This is a genomic window from Serratia sp. K1WW1 (genome assembly GCF_055790865.1).
Map to the genome: position 1 here is coordinate 3253968 of NZ_CM147697.1, position 19018 is coordinate 3272985.

Annotated in this window: 16 protein-coding genes; 7 read left to right on the forward strand and 9 right to left on the reverse strand. The window is 54.6% G+C overall.

Features of this window, described 5'->3' with window-relative positions; all coding sequences use genetic code 11:
* Positions 1-71 precede the first annotated feature (71 nt).
* The 8 genes from ACX9GU_RS14665 to ACX9GU_RS14700 form a co-directional block, all read right to left on the reverse strand.
* Positions 72-1205, reverse strand: a complete 1134-nt coding sequence (locus ACX9GU_RS14665; protein WP_473192034.1) for a thioester reductase domain-containing protein — start codon at positions 1203-1205, stop codon at positions 72-74.
* Between the two features lie 233 nt (positions 1206-1438).
* The gene (locus tag ACX9GU_RS14670; RefSeq protein WP_473192035.1) at positions 1439-1744 is read right to left on the reverse strand and encodes an NIPSNAP family protein; all 306 of its coding nucleotides are present in this window, start codon (positions 1742-1744) and stop codon (positions 1439-1441) included.
* Positions 1745-1756: 12 nt separating this feature from the next.
* The gene (locus tag ACX9GU_RS14675; RefSeq protein ID WP_059200737.1) at positions 1757-2752 is read right to left on the reverse strand and encodes a bile acid:sodium symporter family protein; all 996 of its coding nucleotides are present in this window, start codon (positions 2750-2752) and stop codon (positions 1757-1759) included.
* Positions 2753-2826: 74 nt separating this feature from the next.
* A complete protein-coding gene (locus tag ACX9GU_RS14680) occupies positions 2827-3867 on the reverse strand; it encodes an oxidoreductase (protein WP_065686140.1) in 1041 nt (346 codons plus the stop codon).
* A 248-nt stretch (positions 3868-4115) separates the two neighbouring features.
* On the reverse strand, positions 4116-5033 hold the full coding sequence (gene araC / locus ACX9GU_RS14685) for an arabinose operon transcriptional regulator AraC (protein WP_473192036.1): 918 nt from the start codon (positions 5031-5033) through the stop codon (positions 4116-4118).
* A gap of 219 nt (positions 5034-5252) precedes the next feature.
* Positions 5253-6236, reverse strand: coding sequence for an L-arabinose ABC transporter permease AraH (gene araH, locus ACX9GU_RS14690; RefSeq protein WP_021178049.1), 984 nt, complete (start codon positions 6234-6236; stop codon positions 5253-5255).
* Positions 6237-6253: 17 nt separating this feature from the next.
* The gene (araG, locus tag ACX9GU_RS14695) at positions 6254-7777 is read right to left on the reverse strand and encodes an L-arabinose ABC transporter ATP-binding protein AraG (RefSeq protein ID WP_065686138.1); all 1524 of its coding nucleotides are present in this window, start codon (positions 7775-7777) and stop codon (positions 6254-6256) included.
* Positions 7778-7837: 60 nt separating this feature from the next.
* The gene (locus ACX9GU_RS14700; RefSeq protein ID WP_473192037.1) at positions 7838-8821 is read right to left on the reverse strand and encodes an arabinose ABC transporter substrate-binding protein; all 984 of its coding nucleotides are present in this window, start codon (positions 8819-8821) and stop codon (positions 7838-7840) included.
* 359 nt (positions 8822-9180) lie between these two features.
* Between ACX9GU_RS14700 and ACX9GU_RS14705 the strand changes: the two genes are divergently transcribed.
* The 7 genes from ACX9GU_RS14705 to rsxC all read left to right on the forward strand — a co-directional run bounded on the left by ACX9GU_RS14705 (position 9181) and on the right by rsxC (position 18064).
* Positions 9181-10860: a ribulokinase gene (locus ACX9GU_RS14705; protein ID WP_473192038.1), complete on the forward strand. Its 1680-nt coding sequence runs from the start codon at positions 9181-9183 to the stop codon at positions 10858-10860.
* Positions 10861-10915: 55 nt separating this feature from the next.
* A complete protein-coding gene (gene araA / locus ACX9GU_RS14710; protein WP_473192039.1) occupies positions 10916-12421 on the forward strand; it encodes an L-arabinose isomerase in 1506 nt (501 codons plus the stop codon).
* Between the two features lie 101 nt (positions 12422-12522).
* A complete protein-coding gene (locus ACX9GU_RS14715; protein ID WP_473192040.1) occupies positions 12523-13935 on the forward strand; it encodes a glycoside hydrolase family 1 protein in 1413 nt (470 codons plus the stop codon).
* A 295-nt stretch (positions 13936-14230) separates the two neighbouring features.
* On the forward strand, positions 14231-14671 hold the full coding sequence (locus ACX9GU_RS14720) for a DUF2569 domain-containing protein (RefSeq protein WP_021178055.1): 441 nt from the start codon (positions 14231-14233) through the stop codon (positions 14669-14671).
* 144 nt (positions 14672-14815) lie between these two features.
* Positions 14816-15397: an electron transport complex subunit RsxA gene (gene rsxA / locus ACX9GU_RS14725; RefSeq protein ID WP_021178056.1), complete on the forward strand. Its 582-nt coding sequence runs from the start codon at positions 14816-14818 to the stop codon at positions 15395-15397.
* Positions 15397-15972: an electron transport complex subunit RsxB gene (rsxB, locus tag ACX9GU_RS14730; RefSeq protein WP_021804523.1), complete on the forward strand. Its 576-nt coding sequence runs from the start codon at positions 15397-15399 to the stop codon at positions 15970-15972. Before rsxA ends, rsxB begins: the two co-directional genes overlap by 1 nt.
* Positions 15965-18064: an electron transport complex subunit RsxC gene (rsxC, locus tag ACX9GU_RS14735; RefSeq protein ID WP_473192041.1), complete on the forward strand. Its 2100-nt coding sequence runs from the start codon at positions 15965-15967 to the stop codon at positions 18062-18064. The genes rsxB and rsxC overlap by 8 nt, the downstream gene beginning before the upstream one ends.
* Before the next feature lie 34 nt (positions 18065-18098).
* Here the strand turns inward: rsxC and ACX9GU_RS14740 are convergent, their stop codons facing one another.
* Positions 18099-18992: a helix-turn-helix domain-containing protein gene (locus tag ACX9GU_RS14740; RefSeq protein WP_024486622.1), complete on the reverse strand. Its 894-nt coding sequence runs from the start codon at positions 18990-18992 to the stop codon at positions 18099-18101.
* Positions 18993-19018: the final 26 nt, after the last annotated feature.

Consider the following 19018-nt stretch of genomic DNA (forward strand, 5'->3'; position numbering starts at 1 on the left):
AGTAAACCCTTGTATCTATCATAGTAAATTCACCATTGTCATTAACTGCTTCAGTAGAATTAAAATGAGCCCTACCTCCCTGGGGGAACAGGCAAGAATTTTTGTTCCTGTAAGTAACCGAGATAACGATCAAGAAGTTCATACTTCAGTAAAGGCAACACATATCTGGCTGATTCGGTGGCCTCCTTGACTTTTTTGTAGCGGAACCTTTCAATTTCCCGGCCAAATCGTAATATTTTGTCGTGTGCGCCTTCAGAACCATAAAGAGGTAGGAACTTGTACAATGCATTTTCATCATTATCCGCTAGCAGCTTACTCTGCCATTCATAAAAAGGTATGATTTTAATATTGTACCCTCTGGCATTCAGCCAGTTTACAATACCATCCCAATGAATTAGCCCATTGTAATTAAAAAGATTTAACACTTCTCCACCCTGACATCTATATTTTAGCTGGCTCATTAAGGCTGCCGTATAGTCGATTGGGGTAAAATTAATTGTTCGTGCAAGTTCAGGTGCATATCCTAATTGAATACAACTTTTTACAAACAACATAAATTGATTATTAGCAAATAGCGCAGCACCAGTTTTGCTGTGGCCGGAGATGTAACCAAGGCGGAATAGGTTGGCTTTGCCCCCTTCATTCTGGAAGCAAGAAAGTAACTTTTCAGCTTCCCACTTTGACAGTAAATACCCCATATCTGAATGCCAAGGTGTGCGATCAGGAAGTTCCTCAACATAAAAACCCTGTGTGTCTTTTTTAGCTGCAGAACCCAATGTTGATACAAAGTTGACTATCTTTGTTTTTCCTGTCCGCGCCATCGAAATAATATCAGCGAGGCTATCAACATTGGCACTCTTGAGGGTTTCATAAGATCTTATGTGATTGACACGAGCAGCAATATGATAGATAACATCAACTTCTTTGCAGAGTTCTTTATAATGCACTTTGTTGATACCAAGAGATGGTTGCGTGATATCTCCTTCTATCATATGGATGTTTTTGGTATAGACCAGTACATCCAAGCTATCAATTGAGAACTTATGGTATGCATCAATCAGTCTCTGCCTTTCATTATTCGGCTGAATATTTCGACATAATATATATATCTTACCAACGGAAACATCGGCAAGTAAATCATGAAGCAAGTAGGCCCCGACAAATCCAGTTGCCCCTGTGATTAATATATTAGTTTTATTTTTCATTTTATCACCCAAATAGTAAATAACCCGTTTTTATTTTATTTACTGGTGACGATAGTGGAATACCATTAAATCAGATAATGGCTTTGCAGGTATCGCAAAGCTCATGCAAGAAAATAAGAGATTTATCCAAAGTCTAAAATCCGTTTGCCAGTTGGAGATGGCACCGATCCGATATCAACCAGTGCCACCTCCCCCGACCGGACAATTCCGTTTAGCCCACAACCCACGGCAGGTCAGGGCTGATACGGCAGTACCACCCGGTGACTCTCCTCAATCAAGGCCACAATCTCCGTACGTGGCCCCTCCAACCAGGCTTGGCTGCGGTAGAAGGCCTGCAATACCTGTTCCATTTCCACCATGCCGTCAAACCGCCGCATCAGGTAATAGGCATTGGGATCGTGTAGCGAGACACCGTACTCCAGCACGGTGATCCCTGCGGCCTTATGGAGCGGCACGCTATCATGCTGCATGATGTGGTGAAAACGCTCGCCACTGCCCGCTTGTAAACGATATTGCAAAATCTCGACTACCTTGTTCATGCTACGTCCTTGTTATTTAGTTACGGCTACTTCACGCTGCTGGGCTGTTTTACGCGCATAGCGCTGTGCCAGCACCGCACATACCATCAACTGTACCTGATGGAAAATCATCAACGGTAATACCATCGCCCCAACGGCGGCAGCAGGAAATAGCACGTTGGCCATCGGAATGCCGTTGGCCAGGCTCTTTTTCGAACCACAAAACACGATAGTGATCTCATCGGCGGTATCAAAGCCCAGCCAACGTGCGGCATAGGTGTTGATAATCAGCACTACCGCCAACAGCACCAGCGACATCACCAGGATCGTCAGCAGCGACCAGCCGTCAATGGTGTGCCAAATCCCCTCAACCACCGCCGCGCTGAACGCGGTATAGACCACCAGCAGGATCGAGGAACGGTCGGTGAGGTTAATCAGTTTGCGATGGCGATCGATCCATTTGCCAATCAGCGGGCGCGCCAGATGGCCAATAACAAACGGCACCATCAGTTGCAGAATAATCGAGCCGATGGCATGCAACACGTCAGTATTGCCTCCTTGCGTATGCATCAATGCCCCCACCAGCAGCGGGGACAGGAATACCCCAAGAATGCTGGATGCCGAAGCGCTGCAGATCGCCGCTGCCACGTTCCCTCCGGCAGCGGAGGTGAAAGCGATTGCCGATTGTACCGTGGCAGGCAGAGCACATAGATAGAGGAACCCCAAATAAACGGTGGGCGTCATCAAGCCCGGCACCAACAGGTTCATCGACAGCCCTAAAAGCGGGAAGAGCGCAAAGGTACTGAGAAACACCACCAGGTGCAGCTTCCAGTGGCTCATGCCGGCAACGATCGCCTCACGGGAGAGTTTCGCCCCATGCATGAAGAACAACAGGGCTATCGCGGCGGTAGTTAAATGTTCGAAGAAGGTCTGCCAAATCCCTTCACAGGGTAGCAATGAGGCCAATAGCACCACCATCAGCAGTACCAGTAAAAACTTGTCGATACGTAGACGTTGTAACCAGGACATCCCGCAAAATTCCTTGCTATTTAATCCGTAAAAAGGGTTCAGAAGCGCTCTGAACCCTACTGTTATTATTGATATTAGCTGACCGGTAGCGCTTTTTGCTGTTTGGCCGACTCAATGCCCAGCTCGATCATTTCCATGACCTGTATCGCCTCGCTGGCCGGAACCGGGTTGGTACCGGCACCGGAAATTGCGTCGCGAATGGCGGCGTAATAGGCCGGGTAATTGCCCGGAATGGTCAACAGCGGCTGTTCCGCCAGCATGCCGTCACGTGACAACGTCACCACTCCGTCGCGCATGTCGTAACCCCAGTCGGCCTGCGGCAAACGCTCACCGGCTTTCAGGCGGTCTTCCTGCGGATCCAGACCATATTTGATAAAGCTGCCCTGCGTGCCGTGCACAATGTAACGAGCAGTTTCTGCCGCGGCCAGCACCGTACCATGCAGCACCACACGCCGATGGCCGTAATTGAGCACCGCATGGAAGTAATCTACCGATTGTGAACCCGGGCGTAGCTCGCCGAGATCGACAAAAAGCGTTTGTGGCTTGCCAAACAGCTGCAACGCCTGGTCGATCAGATGCGGCCCCAGATCGTACCAAATACCGCTGCCAGCCCCACCTTGCTCACGCCAGCGCTGGCGGACTTCCGGGCGGAAACGATCGAAATGGGATTCAAAATAGACTACTTCCCCTAACGCGCCGTCTTTCAGCAAGGCTTTTAAGGTCAGGAAATCGCTGTCCCAGCGGCGGTTGTGAAACACTGAAAGCAGTTGTCCACTCTGCTCTGCCTGCTGTTGTAGCTGCTGCGCCTGTGACAGTGTCACGGTAAACGGTTTATCGACCACCACATGCTTGCCCGCAGCCATCGCCTGTTGTGCCAATGGGAAGTGGGTATCGTTCGGGGTTGGAATGACAATCAGGTCAATCGAGGGATCGTTAAACAGCGCCTGCGGGTCGCTCACCACCGTCATCATCGGCCAGTCGGCGTGGACTTTACCGGCGTCGCTGCTGGAAACGGCGGCCAACTCCATGCCAGGGGTTCCTGCGATCAGCGGAGCATGAAAAGTCTTGCTGGCGTAACCATAGCCCACCAGGCCAACGCGGATTGTTTCAGACATCTTGTTTCCTCATACAGGGCAATATACGCATCAATTCCAGGCAGTTGAAATGCTACGTCCTTGTAAGTTGCGGCGAGAAACCCGCTCCTGAGTGTTGCCGCTAGAAAAAGATGAAGTAGCGATTGCTTCGATTTGACACCATGGTGCGGGCTGGAACAAGAGCTAAATGCAGATCGATAATAAACTGGCAATACAACAAAGGGGCGCTGCATGCGGTGCCCCCAACAACGATCGTATCTGCAGGCCGATTAACGGGATGCGGCAATCAGTGGCCGATCCTGGGAATGGTTCACCGGATAGTTGATCTCCAGGCTACGGCGGCGAAAATCGCTGGGGCTGACGCCAACTCGCTTACGAAACACCCGGGAAAAATAGAGCTGATCGTCATAACCCACCACCCGACCAATGGTGGCAATCGATTCCTGGGTGGTTTGCAGCAGCAGTTTGGCGCGGATCACCCGCTGATCTTCACGCCAGCGCAGGATATTTATCCCGACCTGATCACGAAACAGATGCGCCAGCCGCGAAGGTGAAAGACAAACGTGGCGGGCCACTTCATCGATACGCAGCTCCCCTGCCAGATTGCCGGTAATAAACTGGCAGGCCTCAATTACCCGTGGGTCCATAATCTTCTGTGGGCTAAGGGGATCCTCCTCCATCGCTCGCAGCAGCAGCCGTTCCAGCAGGTTCATGCCAATTTCTTCGGCAAAACGGCGGCCGGAACGTTGTGTCTGCTCAATGTTGGCAAACAGCCGGTCAAACTCGGTCAGCAACTGGTTGTTGGGCAACGTCAGGCGCCCCACCTGATGCGCCTTGCTGTGCCATTCCAACCAGTCGGCCCAATAAGCACGCGGGCGGAAATAAACCCAGCGGTGATACCAGCAGTCACTATCCGGTGATCGGCCATAGTTATGCGCCGCCTTGGGCGGAAACAGCAGGAGATCGCCGGGGTTACAGTAAAGCGTTTCCTCACCGTCAAACACCTTTCCCTGGCCTTTAATGGTCAGATTGAGGATATAGCCCTTCATGCCGCCAGGGCGGTCGATAAAGAAATCCAGCGGCCCGTCCGCCATAATCGGCGTCAGCCCGGCAACCAGGTAAGCGTTAAAGGTGTAACCCGGCAACAGCGGGTTCGGTTGGGGTTCCTGAACCATGCGATGATACATCTGGCCTCCAAATGTGTCTTACCTATATCCCTGCGCCTTGCAATTGCAGGGCAATGCTTAACTGACTAGGGAGTAAGGCCCCTCACCCTAACCCTCTCCCACAGGGAGAGGGGACTGTCCGTGCTACAGATTAGCTTCCGCGTTTCATATCAATACAACAACAAGTTTACCCATTCGGCAAAATGCTGCTCATAGCAATCGCAAAATTGTGATGGGTCTTCACGCCCTGCTCTTCGCCTGTTGCTTGTAGCGGTCAAAAATCACCGCGGCCAGCAGGATCACGCCGCGCACCACATACTGCGAGAACGGCGAGATATTCAGCAGGTTCATGGCGTTCTCCACCGTGCCCAGGATCAGGATCCCAGCGATAACGTAGGAAATTTTGCCGATGCCACCTTTGAGCGAAACGCCCCCCAGCACGCAGGCAGAGATCACGATCAGCTCATAGCCGATGGAGGTCATCGGCTGGCCGCTGGTCATTCGCGAAGCCAGAATGATGCCCGCAGCGGCAGATACCAGCCCGGAAAGCACAAAGATGATGATCTTGGTACGCACCACCGGCACCCCGGCCAACCGAGCCGCCTCCTCGTTGCCGCCGATAGCCAGAGTATTGCGGCCAAAGGTGGTTTTATTGAGCAGGAAACCAAACAGGATCAGGCAGCCAATGGTGATCCAAATCGGTGCAGGCAGCCCCCACCAGTTGGCATAGCCGAGCGCAAAGAAACGCTCATCTTCGATCCCCACCGCTTTCCCATCGGAAATGATATAGGCCAGGCCGCGGAAGATCTGCATGGTGGCCAACGTGGTGATCAGCGCGTTAATCTTCAGCCGGGCGATCACAAAACCATTGATCAGCCCTGAGAGCACACCTAAGAGCAAACCGGCAGCCACGCCGATCCACAGGCTCTCGGTCATGTTGATCACCACCGCCGCGGTGACACCCGCACAGGCAATAACCGACGCCACCGACAGGTCAAAATCACCCGAGGCCAGGCAGAACAGCATGCCGCATGCCACCATGCCGGACATGGAGATCGCCAGCCCCAGGCCTTTCATATTGATAAAACTGCCAAAATTCGGCACAAACGCGACGCAGGCAACAAACAGCACGGCGAATACCACCAGCATGCCATAGCTGTCCCAGATACGCGCCAACCCAAGGCCGCCGCGGTTTTTCACAGAATTGGTTGTCATGCTCGACATCTCTTGCTCCTTCACAATCAGGCCATCGCCGCCGCAATATCGGGGGTACGTAACATCGCCAGGCTGAGGGCTTTTTCCTCAGTGGCATCGCTATGGGTCAACTCGCCAGAAATCGCCCCTTCACGCATCACGATGATGCGATCCGCCAGCCCCAGCACTTCGGGTAAATCGCTGGAGGCGAACAGCACCGCAATGCCCTGCTGCGCCAGCTGATAAATCACGTGGTAGATCTCGTGTTTTGCGCCAACGTCAATGCCGCGTGTCGGCTCATCCAGCAGGATCACCTTCATCTCTTCCGACAGCCAGCGGCCCAGGATCGCCTTCTGTTGGTTGCCACCGGAGAGGTTCATGATCAGCTGTTCGGCGGTGGGGGTTTTGATATTCAGCGCGCGAATATGGTGATCGGCATTGCTGGTTTCCCAGGCGTTATCGATCAGGCAGCCCGCCTTGATGCTTTTGCGGCGTGCGCTGATGTTGATATTGTCGCGCACCGAGTGCACCGGAATGATGCCGTCGGCCTTACGATCTTCCGGGCAAAGCATTACTCCCGCACGGATAGCATCGATCGGTGAACGGACATCAAGCCGCTTGCCATCGAGCATCAATTGGCCCGCAGTGACCCGCGTGGCGCCAAAAATCCCTTTCATCAATTCGCTGCGCCCTGCGCCCACCAGACCAAACAGGCCAACAATTTCTCCAGCACGTACGTTAAGGCTGATAGGCGTTTTCACCCCAACGGCCTGCAGTTCGGTCAGTTGCAACCGCACTTCTCCCAGCTCGCGTGGCTGATAGCCATATACATCGCCAAGATCGCGGCCCACCATCGCCTGCACCAGCACTTCATTGTTTACCTGCTGCATATCGTCGAAGGTGCGCACATAGCGGCCATCCTTAAACACGGTAATGGCATCACTCAGCGCAAAGATTTCCTCCATCCGGTGTGAGACATACAGGATCACTCGCCCTTCGGCCCGCAGCTCGCGGATCACCCGGAACAGCTGCTCAATTTCACGTGCCGACAGCGAACTGGTCGGCTCATCAAACGCAATCACTTTGGCGTTACGCGCCAGGGCCTTGGCAATCTCCACCATCTGCCACTGGCCAATCGACAGGTACTTCAACGGGGTATCCGGATCGATGTCCAACCCGAGGTGTTCCAGCTGTAAGCGGGACTCATAACGCAGCAGTTTACGATCCACCAGGCCATGTTTGGTCGGCAACTGGCCAAGGTAAATGTTCTCTGCCACGGTCATTTCCGGCACCAGATGCAGTTCCTGGTAGATAATCGCCACCCCGGCGTTCAGCGCGTCAGTGGTATTGGCAAACTGTACGGCTTGCCCCTGGAGGTGGATCTCCCCTTTGCTTGGGGCGTAATTGCCGCTGAGGATTTTCAGCAGCGTCGATTTCCCGGCGCCGTTTTCCCCCATCAGGGCGTGGATCTGCCCGGCCTGACAGCTGAAACTGATATCATCCAGCGCTTTGACGCCAGGGAAGCTTTTACCGATGCCTTTAAAAGCCAGATAGGGCGTGACGGCAGTCATAGTGCTTTCCTCAATGCTGTGCGATAAATGGCCGCCCGCTTGGTACAGGCGGCACGCTCCTTACATCAGGCCTTTTTTCTGCAGTTCCACCTGGAAGTTGTCACGGGTGATCAGCACCACATCAGTCACTTCGGTGAACTTCTCTGGTTCCACGCCTTTCTCTACCCAGTCATGCAGCATCTGAATGCTCTTGTAGCCATGAATATCCGGGCTTGGCAGCAGTGAACCGTAGAAGCCGGTTGCCTGTTTCTTGGAAAGCTCGCTTACCGCATCAACGCCGTTGATACCAATGCCGATCACGTTAGGCGCTTTAAAGCCCTGGCCTTCTGTGGCACGCACGCCGCCCAGCACGGTGTTGTCGTTCATCCCGACGATCAGCCAGTTTTTCACTTCCGGATGCTGCACCAGCATCGAGTTGGCGGCATCAAACGCCCCTGGGATATCGTTGGATTTGGTCGGTACCTTGTAGATTTGCTGTTGTGGGAAACCCGCGGTTTTCAATGCGTCCATCGAGCCACCGGTACGGCGGCGTGCCGTGTCCAGTTCATCGGAGGTGATCGCCATTACGCCGGTCTCTGCCACTTTCCAGCCACGCTTGTTCATCTCTTTCCACAGCTCGGCACCTTGGCGCTCACCTATCTTGGTGGCCGCCATCATCACTAGCGGCACGCTCTCCATCGGCTTGCCTTTGGCATTAACAAACTGGTCGTCAACCGCGATCACTTTCAGGTCGTAGCTGCGTGCCTTGGCGACAATCGCCGAGCCGAGTTTTGGGTCTGGAGTGCAGATAACAAACCCCTTGGCCCCGCTGGCCGCCAGGCTATCGATGGCATTGAGGGTTTTCTCGCCGTCCGGCACGGCAATCTTGATCACTTCAAACCCCAGGTCTTTACCCGCCTTGTCGGCAAATTTCCATTCGGTCTGGAACCAGGGCTCTTCTGGCTGTTTAACCAAAAAACCCAGTTTCATGGTCTCTGCGATAGCTGAATGTGACATAACCGCCGTCAGACCGATCACTGCCAACGCCTTAGTGAATTTATGCATGGTACTCTCCGCTGTTTTGCTTTCATCGGCAGAAAAATCGGGCCGCCGTGAAAGCGTTATCATTATGAGATCCTGTCACGACAATGGCCTTATATCTCGCTTCTTGCCGTAGACTCAGGTAAGACGCAAACAGTTTTAGCCGGTATTTGTTAGTTAAATGTAGAGCGCTATCACATCCCGAGATAACAGCAGATATGTGCATACATTTAGCAAATTTAACCAAGTGATAACTTTTGACCCCCATCACAAAATCACTGTAGCAAGCAGAAAAGTGCATACTTCCAGCCAATGCTTCCTCACCTGCCTCCCCGTCCCGCTCCTATCGTTAATCTCAACCTAACAAGTAAGGAGTCCGCATCATGACGGCAGGTGCTATTGCCCTGGGATTAGACTTCGGCAGCGATTCAGTGCGAGTACTGGCTGTCGACTGTCAAAACGGTAACGAACTGGATACCGAGGTGGTCTACTACCCTCGCTGGCAGCGTGGTGATTTCTGTAATGCCGCGCAGAACCAGTTCCGCCACCATCCACTCGACTACATCGAAGCCATGGAGCAAGCCATCGTCGCCGTGGTGCAGCGCATGAGCCAGGAACAGCGGCACGCCGTGGTCGGGATTGGGGTTGATTCCACCGGCTCCACTCCCGCCCCGATTGATGAACATGGCGACGTGTTGGCGTTGCGGCCAGAGTTTGCCAGCAATCCCAATGCCATGTTTGTGCTGTGGAAAGACCACACCGCCATCGAGGAGGCGGAGGAAATTAACCAACTGTGCCGCCGTGGCGATTTCCCCGATTATTCGCGCTATATCGGCGGCGTTTACTCCTCTGAGTGGTTCTGGGCCAAAATCTTGCACGTTTCACGCCAGGATGAAGAGGTACGCCACGCAGCCGCCTCTTGGGTTGAGCTATGCGACTGGGTACCAGCATTGCTTTCTGGCACTACCGCACCGGATCGGTTAAAGCGCGGGCGTTGCAGCGTTGGGCATAAAACGCTGTGGCATCCGGACTGGGACGGTTTGCCACCTAAAGCCTTCTTTGCGGCCCTGGATCCGATGCTGGTGGAAGATTTGCCCTATCCACTGTTCAACGGTTCCTACACTGCCGATTTGCCGGTAGGGACGCTGAGCAAAGAGTGGGCCACACGGCTTGGGCTATCAGAAAGCGTGGTGCTGTCCGGTGGCGCCTTTGACTGTCATATGGGGGCCGTGGGAGCCGGTGCGCAGCCCTATACGCTGGTGAAGGTGATTGGCACGTCGACCTGCGACATTCTGATCGCCGATCGTGAGCGCGTGGGCGATCGTGCCATCAGCGGCATCTGCGGCCAGGTGGACGGCAGCGTGGTGCCGCAAACCATCGGGATGGAGGCCGGGCAATCCGCTTTTGGCGATATGTACGCCTGGTTCAGCCGCCTGCTGAGCTGGCCACTGCGTGAAGCCGCCAAGACGCAACCGCAACTCCAGACACAGCTACAACAAATCGAGCATGACATGCTGGCCGCCCTGACCGCCGCCTGGGCCAAAAACCCGTCTCTTGACCATCTGCCAGTGGTATTGGACTGGTTCAATGGCCGCCGCACCCCCTACGCCAACCAGCGCCTGAAAGGGGTGATCACCGATCTCAACCTCGGCACCGATGCGCCCACGCTGTTTGGTGGCTTTATCGCCGCAACGGCATTTGGCGCCCGCGCCATCATGGAGTGCTTCGAACAGCAGGACATTCCCGTCGATAACGTGCTGGCTCTAGGCGGTATTGCCCGCAAGTCACCGGTGATTATGCAGGTTTGCGCCGATGTGATGGATCGTCCGCTACAGATTGTCGCCTCCGACCAGTGCTGCGCGTTGGGTGCCGCCATCTTCGCCGCCGTGGCCGCCGGGCATTTCAGCGACGTTCCGCAGGCTCAGCAGCATATGGCTTGCAGTATTGAACGTACTTTGCAGCCCGATCCCGCAAACGTCGCGCGCTACCAACAACTTTATGAACGCTATCAACAGTGGTGCCAGGCCGCAGAACCGCGCTTTGCCGCAACCACCAAAAATTAATACGCCGGGGCAGATCCCCTCGGCTCAATAAAACCTCTAGATCCAGGAGTTTTTGATGAACATCTTTAAGCAACGTGAAGTGTGGTTCGTGATTGGCAGCCAGCATCTCTATGGCCCCAAAACCCTGCAACAGGTGATGGAAAATGCCGAGCAGGTCGTGAACAGCCTGAACCGTGACGCAGGTTTACCGGTGAAGATGGTGCTGAAACCGCTGGTCACCACGCCGGACGAAATCACCACTGTCTGTCGTGATGCCAACTATCACCAGGACTGCGTCGGCATCATCACCTGGCTGCACACTTTCTCACCGGCCAAAATGTGGATTGCCGGCCTGTCTATCCTCGATAAACCGCTGCTCCAGTTCCATACCCAATTTAATGCCGAGGTTCCCTGGGACAGCATGGATATGGACTTTATGAACCTGAACCAGACCGCCCACGGTGGCCGCGAGTTCGGGTTTATCGGTGCCCGTATGCGCCAGCAGCACAGCGTGATTGCAGGCCACTGGCAAGACAAAAATGCCCAGGAGCGAATCGCTCAATGGATGCGTGTTGCCTGCGCCAAACAGGAAAGCCAACAGCTGAAAGTGGCGCGTTTTGGTGACAACATGCGCCAGGTCGCCGTGACCGATGGCGATAAAGTGGCCGCGCAGATCCAGTTTGGTTATTCCGTAGATGCTTATGGCATCGGCGATTTGGTCAGCGTGATCGATGAAGTCAGCAAGGGCGATATCGATACCCTGATCGAGGAGTACGAAGCCAGCTATGAGCTGAGCGACGTGGCTAAAGTTAACGGGGCCAAACGGCAGAACCTGATTGATGCAGCCGCTATCGAACTGGGTATGAAACGTTTCCTCGAACAGGGCAAGTTCCACGCCTTCACCACCAACTTTGAAACGCTGCACGGCATGAAGCAGTTGCCAGGCTTAGCGGTACAGCGCCTGATGCAACAAGGCTACGGTTTTGCCGGTGAGGGTGATTGGAAAACCGCGGCCCTGCTGCGCATTATGAAAGTGATGGGCAGCGGCTTAAACGGCGGCACCTCGTTTATGGAGGATTACACCTACAACTTCCAGCCGGGCAACGATCTGGTGGTGGGTTCCCATATGCTGGAAGTCTGCCCTTCCATCGCCAAAGAACAGAAGCCACTGCTGGATATTCAATATCTGGGCATCGGTGGCAAGGCCGATCCGGCCCGCCTGATCTTCTCTACCCCGGCAGGCCCGGCGGTAAATGCCAGCCTGATCGATATGGGCGATCGTTTCCGCCTGCTGGTCAATCAGGTTGATACTATTGAGCAACCTAAACCATTACCTAAGCTGCCGGTGGCCCGAGCGATCTGGCGCGCTCAACCTTCCCTGGCTACGGCGGCGGAAGCCTGGATCCTTGCAGGTGGCGCACACCACACGGTGTTCTCGCAGTCACTAAACGCCGACTACCTGCGCCTGTATGCCGAGATGCACAACATCGAATTCCTGCTGATCGATAACGACACCACCCTGCCAGCGTTCAAGAACGAAATCCGCTGGAATGAAACCTACTACCAAATCAATCGCCGTTAAACGCGCCTGCAAAAACTGCAACCGGTTTCAGAAACCGGTTGCAAACTCATTTCAACTCGACCTAAACTAGACTCAATATTTAACGTATAGAGAGAATAGTTATGTCTGCTTTCCCGAAAGAGTTCCTCTGGGGCGCGGCTAGCGCGGCGTATCAGGTTGAAGGCGCACACGATGCCGACGGCAAAGGCCCATCCATCTGGGATACCTTCTCCCATCTGCCAGGTACCACTTACCAAGGCACTAACGGCGACGTTGCCGTCGATCACTATCACCGCTTCCGTGAAGATGTGGCGCTGATGGCCGAAATGGGGATGCAGAGCTACCGCTTTTCTATCTCCTGGCCGCGCCTGCTACCACAGGGCCGGGGCACCATCAATGAGGCCGGGGTCAAATTCTATAGCGATCTGATTGATACCCTGTTGGAACACAACATTGAACCGATGATCACCCTGTACCACTGGGATCTGCCGCAGGCATTGCAAGATGAAGGCGGTTGGGAAGCACGCAGCACTGCGGAGGCTTTTGAAGAGTATGCCCGCCTGTGTTACCAGCGCTACGGCGATCGCGTCAAACTGTGGTCTACCTTCAATGAAACCGTGTGCTTTATCGGCTTCGGTTACATCACCGGCGGCCACCCACCAGGCGTACAGAGCCCGGCACGTGCGATCCAGGCCTGCCACCACGTCTTTGTAGCCCACGCTAAAGCGGTGGCCGCATTCCGCACCAGCGGCATTGCCGGCCAAATCGGCTTCGTCAACGTGTTGCAAACCCATACCCCGCTCAGCCAGTCTGCGGAAGATCTGGCGGCCTATCAGTTGGCCGAAGGGATCTTTACCCACTGGCTGTACGATCCAGTGCTGAAAGGGGAATATCCGGCTGAACTGCTGGCGCAAACTCAGGCGCTGTGGGGCGTGCCGCAATTCGCACCTGGTGATGAACAACTGCTGCGTGACAATATCTGTGACTTTATTGGCCTGAACTATTACAAACGTGAAACCATCGCGGCCAATAATCAAGAGTCACATCTGACCATCAACACCACCGGTGAGAAAGGCAGCGGCCACCAGCAGGGTAACGAATTCGGCTTCAAAGGGTTGTTCAAGTTCGTCCGCAACCCGAACGGCGTGTATACCGATTGGGACTGGGAGATTTATCCGCAGGGCCTCACCGAAGGCATCATGAATATCAAGGCACGTTACGGCGATATCCCTATCTACATCACCGAGAACGGTCTGGGAGCCAAAGATCCGATTATCGACGGTGAAGTGGTGGATGACGATCGTATCGACTATCTGCGCCAGCACATTGGTGCCATTGAAGACGCCATCAAACAGGGTGCCGACGTACGCGGTTATTATCCGTGGTCGTTTATCGATCTGCTGAGCTGGCTCAACGGTTTCCAGAAGCAGTACGGCTTTATCTACGTTGACCACAACAAAGATCTGGCGCGTCAGCGTAAGAAGAGCTTCTTCTGGTACCAGAAGCTGATCGCCAGCAACGGTGCGGAACGTTAATCACATTCCCATTGTTACTGGACATAATACCGTAACACCTGAGCTTCAGGCAGGTGGGAGTCATTGCGGTTACGACCGTTGAGCGCAGGGATGCGCGATTCGAGCCTCCAGGGATGGATTCACGGCGTGTCGGCGTTCTGTATGACTCTCACCTGTTGCACCATTACCTGCAGCGACCCAACCTGACTAACATTTTTATCGGTTAGCCCAACGAAATCGCCTTCTCCTCGCGCAATCGCGCAGATTTGAGTAAGCTATGCCGCTTACTTCGTTGGAATACCACTCAGGATCTCGTATGACCCAAGCTGAATACTCGCGCATTGGCGGTTGGCTGCTAGCCCCGATGGCCTATCTGATCGTTACCCTGCTCAGCGCCAGCCTGATGTTGGCCCTGTACGGTATGGCCATTTTTATGCCGGAATCACGCGAGTATCTGAGCACCAATGCTCAGGCCTTCTCCACGCAGTGGTATTTGTCGGTGCTTACCACGCTGGTCATGTGGTGCTTTACGCTGTACCTGCTGTGGCTGTTCTGCCAGCGTTCACAACGTTTTCCGAAGTTGTTCCTGGTCTGGCTGCTGATCACCGTGCTATTGGCGATCAAGGCTTTCGCCTTTGCCCCAGTGCCCGATGAACTGGCAGTACGTAGCCTTTTATGGCCGTTGGTGATGGCCGCCCTGCTGGTGCCCTATTTTAAGCGTTCCCAGCGCGTGAAAGGCACCTTCACCGAGAAGTAACCGCGGCAAGGCACGATTTGATCGCCCTGCTGTGTAAATTTTCAACAAAACAGGCAAAAAAGCGCAATACCCTTGCGATTAGTATGTTGTCGTTATGCCGCCGATTACCGATAATAGGCGGCTTTTATTTTTTTAGGCATTGCAATGACCGAATACCTGCTCTTGTTTGTTGGCACCGTACTGGTGAACAACTTTGTCCTGGTGAAATTCCTGGGCCTGTGCCCCTTTATGGGCGTTTCCAAGAAACTGGAAAGTGCCATCGGCATGGGCATGGCTACCACATTCGTGATGACGCTGGCCTCGGTCTGCGCCTGGCTAATCAACAGCTTTATCCTGATCCCGTTGGATCTGGTTTATCTGCGTACGCTGTCCTTTATTCTGGTGATCGCCGTCGTGGTGCAATTCACCGAAATGGTGGTGCGTAAAACCAGCCCGGCGCTGTATCGCCTGTTGGGGATTTTCCTGCCGCTGATCACCACCAACTGCGCCGTGTTAGGCGTGGCGTTGCTCAACGTCAACCTTGGCTACAACTTCCTGCAGTCTGCGGTTTATGGCTTTAGTGCCGCCGCAGGCTTCTCATTGGTGATGGTGCTGTTTGCCGCCATCCGTGAACGCCTGGCGGTCGCCGATGTGCCTGCGCCGTTTCGCGGTTCCTCTATCGCCTTGATCACCGCTGGCCTGATGTCTCTGGCCTTTATGGGCTTTACCGGGCTGGTGAGATTCTAATGACTGCGTTGTGGATTGCGGTGGCGGCATTAAGCGCCTTGGGATTGCTGTTTGGCCTGGTGCTGGGCTTTGCCGCGCGCCGCTTTGAAGTGGAAGAAGATCCGGTTGCCGAACAGATCGACGAAATTCTGCCGCAGAGCCAATGTGGCCAATGCGGGTATCCCGGCTGCCGCCCCTATGCCGAAGCGGTAGCCAATGGCGAGATGATCAACAAATGTGCCCCGGGTGGCGAGCAGGTGATGCTCAAGCTGGCCGAATTACTCAACGTCGAGCCACAACCGCTGGACGGCGGTGCCGCCGTGGCCGAGCCGGTGCGTAAGGTCGCCTTTATTGACGAAGCCAACTGCATCGGCTGCACCAAGTGCATTCAGGCCTGCCCGGTGGACGCCATCGTGGGTGCCACCCGCGCCATGCACACGGTCATTACCGATCTCTGTACCGGCTGTGATCTGTGCGTTGCGCCCTGCCCAACCGATTGTATTGAAATGAAACCGGTCGCCACCACGACCGCCAGCTGGAAGTGGGATATGCAAACCATTCCGGTGCAAGTGATCCCCGTGGAGCAACATGTTTAATCTGTTCGCCGCTTTGAAAAAAGATCGGATTTGGGATTTTGACGGTGGCATTCATCCACCCGAAATGAAGACCCAGTCCAGCGGTGTGCCACTGCGCGTGGCTCCCCTGCCCGACATTTTTATCGTCCCCTTGCAACAGCATCTGGGACCAGAAGGTGAGCTGTGCGTCAAAGCCGGTGACCACGTACTGAAAGGCCAACCGCTGACCTTTGGCCGGGGCCGCACCTTGCCAGTACATGCACCAACCTCAGGCACCATCCGCGCCATTGAACCTCACGTTACCGCCCATCCTTCAGGGCTGGCGGAACTGTGCGTGATTATCGATCCAGACGGTGAAGATCGCTGGTGCGAACTGATGCCGGTCGCCGATTACCGCCAACGGGATGCGACAGAGCTGATCCAACGTATTCATCAGGCCGGGGTTGCCGGACTGGGGGGCGCGGGTTTCCCAACGGCCAGTAAGCTGCAAGGTGGCCGTGAAGAGGTGGAAACCCTGATCCTCAACGCTGCCGAATGCGAGCCCTATATCACCGCCGACGACCGGCTGATGCAGGAACAGGCCGCTCAGATTATCGAAGGCACCCAGATCCTGCGCCACCTGTTACAACCCAAAGTGACGCTGATCGGCATCGAAGATAACAAGCCGGAAGCCATCGCCGCTCTAAAAGCCGCTTTGCGAGGGCAGGATGACATCGCCCTGCGGGTGATCCCCACCAAATACCCTTCCGGTGGTGCCAAGCAGTTAACCAAAATTCTGACGGGCAAAGAAGTGCCTCACGGCAAGCGTTCGTCCACCATCGGCGTGCTGATGCAGAACGTGGGCACCGCCTTTGCCATCAAGCGGGCGATTGTCGATGGCGAGCCGTTGATTGAACGCGTCGTCACCTTAACCGGTGAGGCCATGAGCCGACCGGGCAACGTCTGGGCGCGCCTCGGCACGCCGGTGCAACACCTGCTGGCCTTTGGCGGCTATCAACCTCAATCCCAACAGATGGTGGTAATGGGCGGCCCGCTGATGGGCTTTACGTTGCCAACGTTAGACGTGCCGATCGTCAAAATCAGCAACTGCTTACTGGCCCCGACGGTTGACGAAATGGCCGTACAAGAACCAGAGCAGTCCTGTATTCGCTGTGGGCTGTGCGTTGATGCCTGCCCTGCCGGGCTGTTGCCGCAGCAGCTTTACTGGTTCAGCCGTGGCGAAGAGCACGAGAAGGCGCGTAAGCACAACCTGTTCGACTGTATCGAATGTGGTGCCTGTGCCTACGTTTGCCCCAGCAATATTCCGCTGGTGCAATATTATCGCCAAGAGAAGGCCGAGATTAACGCGTTGGATCAGGAAGCGGCACGTACCGCCGAAGCCAAGGCACGTTATGAAGCCAAGCTGGCCCGCTTAGAGCGTGAGAAACTGGCGCGCGAAGAGCGTCATAAAAAGGCCGCGGTGAAACTGACCGACAGCGATCAAGATGCCGTTCAGGCGGCTTTGGCTCGCGTGCGCAGCAAAAACAGTGAGGCTGCTGGCGTTGCTATCAGTGGCCAGGAGCCGAATAACAGCGCAGCCATAGCTGCCCGCGAAGCGCGTAAGGCACAGGCCAGAGAGCGTAAGCGCGAGCAAGCAAGCGAAATGCCTGCGGCGGCAGCGGTGCAAGAGGAAGACCCACGTAAAGCGGCCGTGGCTGCGGCGTTGGCACGCGTCAAAGCCAAGAAAGCGGCGCAGGCGCAAGACGCAGAGAGCGTGGAGGAAACTGTAGTTTCAGAGGATCCGCGTAAGGCTGCAGTAGCGGCAGCATTAGCCCGCGTGAAGGCGAAAAAGGCGGCGCAGCAAGCCGAGCTTTCACAACCGCAAGTGGACGAGGAAGCTATCCCTACAGCTCAGCCGGAAGATCCACGCAAGGCTGCCGTTGCTGCAGCATTGGCCCGAGTCAAAGCTAAAAAGGCCGCACAGCAAGCCGAGCTTTTACAACCGCAAGTGGACGAAGAACCTACCCCTACGGCTGAACCGGAAGATCCGCGCAAGGCTGCGGTTGCCGCAGCGTTGGCCCGGGTCAAAGCTAAAAAGGCCGCACAACTGCTAGCTACGGTAGATAAAGAGTAAGCGGTATGGGGTCTTGCCAAACGCAAGGCCCCACTTAATCGATAGAAATCAGGTAGGTGTAATTGACATCGATTTGCCGCAGTTTGGCATCCTGGTTCCACGCCTTAGCTTCGATCATCTCCATCTCTACACTTCCGCGTACTTCATTGCGCAGCCCTGGCATCACGTGCGAGATCAGGTAAGAGATAAATTTCACGCACTCTTTGGCCGTCCCCTGATGGGTAATCGCAATGTACTCGCGCGCTGGCAAGCGAATATCTTCAATCTTGTGGCCAGAAAGGATGTCCTTCTTGAATTCCGGCTCCACCGCCATGGTATGTGTGACTGAACACTCGCCTTCGCCGCGCTCATTGTCAGAGTGGATGCTGTAAACCTTGTGGCACTCCATATTCAGCCCTTTGAAGAAGTCATTAAAGATTTCCCCCTTCATGGCGATACAGGAAGAAATTGCCATCTCTTGGGCAGTATCAAATTCCATCTCACGCGTGAAACCGACCAGGTGCGTATCCGGCAACGTCAGCCGTTGAATCTCCGGATAAAAACCGGCCTCATAAACGGCTTCAAAGTCGAAGCGCGGCATCAGGCTCTTCACGTCCCATTTTTCCATGGTACGGTAGCGGTTTGGCGTAATGCCAAAACGTTGCTTAAACATCCGGGTAAAGGTCTGCTGTGAATCAAAGCCCAACTCATCGGAGATATCGATAATCGTACGGTTGCTGATGCGCAGCGCGACCGCCGCACGGGTAAGAATGCGTGAGCGAATATAGGTGGCGAGCTGGATACCGGTGATTCGCTTGAACTTACGTTGCAGGTGCCACTTGGAGTAGCCGGAGATACGCGCAACTTCATCCAGATTTGGCCGAGTCTCCAGATGAATTTCGACCCATTCAATCAGCTCTTCAATAAATAAAATATCTTCATTAGTCATTATTAGATGTTCGCTACTTCAAAAAT